The following is an 816-nucleotide window of genomic DNA, read 5'->3' on the forward strand; positions in this document are numbered from 1 at the left end:
TACTGTAGTAGATCCCGGACTAACCATCACGTCTGATGGAACAATTGCTGGTTTTACTGTTCAGATTACTGGTAGTTATACAAGTGGCGATATTTTGTCATATACAGGTAGCTTACCAGCGGGTATTTCTGCTGGTAGCTTTAATACTACGTCCAAAAGTATTCAGTTTACAGGTACTACCGATGCTGCCAGTTGGCAAGCATTTTTAAGAACTGTGACTTTGCAGACGGCGTCTGCTACTTGTTATCCCGAGCAAAGGCAAGTAAGTTTTATTGCAGGTGCTAAGTTTTATAATCCCTTGAATGGACATTTTTACCAATTATCGCCAACGCAGACTGATTGGACAACGGGTTTTACCAATGCTAATAATAGTTCTTATTTCGGTCGTCAGGGGTATATGGTAACCATCACTTCAGCTGCTGAAAATAGTTTTGTTTCTAAAATATTGGCGAGTGATAGTTGGATAGGCTGTTCTGATCATTATACATACATCAATGCTGCAACGGGCACAAATACTTATACTTCTCAAGGCGGTAGCTATAACGCTGGAATTTCAACTCAATCCGAAGGTCTTTGGTATTGGGTTACAGGCCCAGAAAAAGGTACTTTATTTACTAGAGGTAATTGGCAAGATAACAGACAAGTTGTAAATGGCAATTATAATAGCTGGAATAGTGGCGAACCTAATAATTATGGGGGCAGTGAAGATTATGGCGAGATATATGTAGCAAGCGGCAATTGGAATGATTTAGGTGGTACGCAAGGTTATTATACTATTGTAGAGTATGGCGGTATGTCAACCGATAATACCTCAGC

At 40.1% G+C, this 816-nt stretch carries 1 protein-coding gene; it reads left to right on the top strand.

What is annotated here, in order from left to right; genetic code table 11:
* Positions 1–816, top strand: an 816-nt coding sequence (locus tag ACFOW1_RS16915) for a hypothetical protein (RefSeq protein WP_379015934.1), incomplete at both ends; no start/stop codon positions are given.

Origin of the sequence: Parasediminibacterium paludis, from assembly GCF_042651445.1 — a bacterium.
GTDB lineage: Bacteria > Bacteroidota > Bacteroidia > Chitinophagales > Chitinophagaceae > Parasediminibacterium > Parasediminibacterium paludis.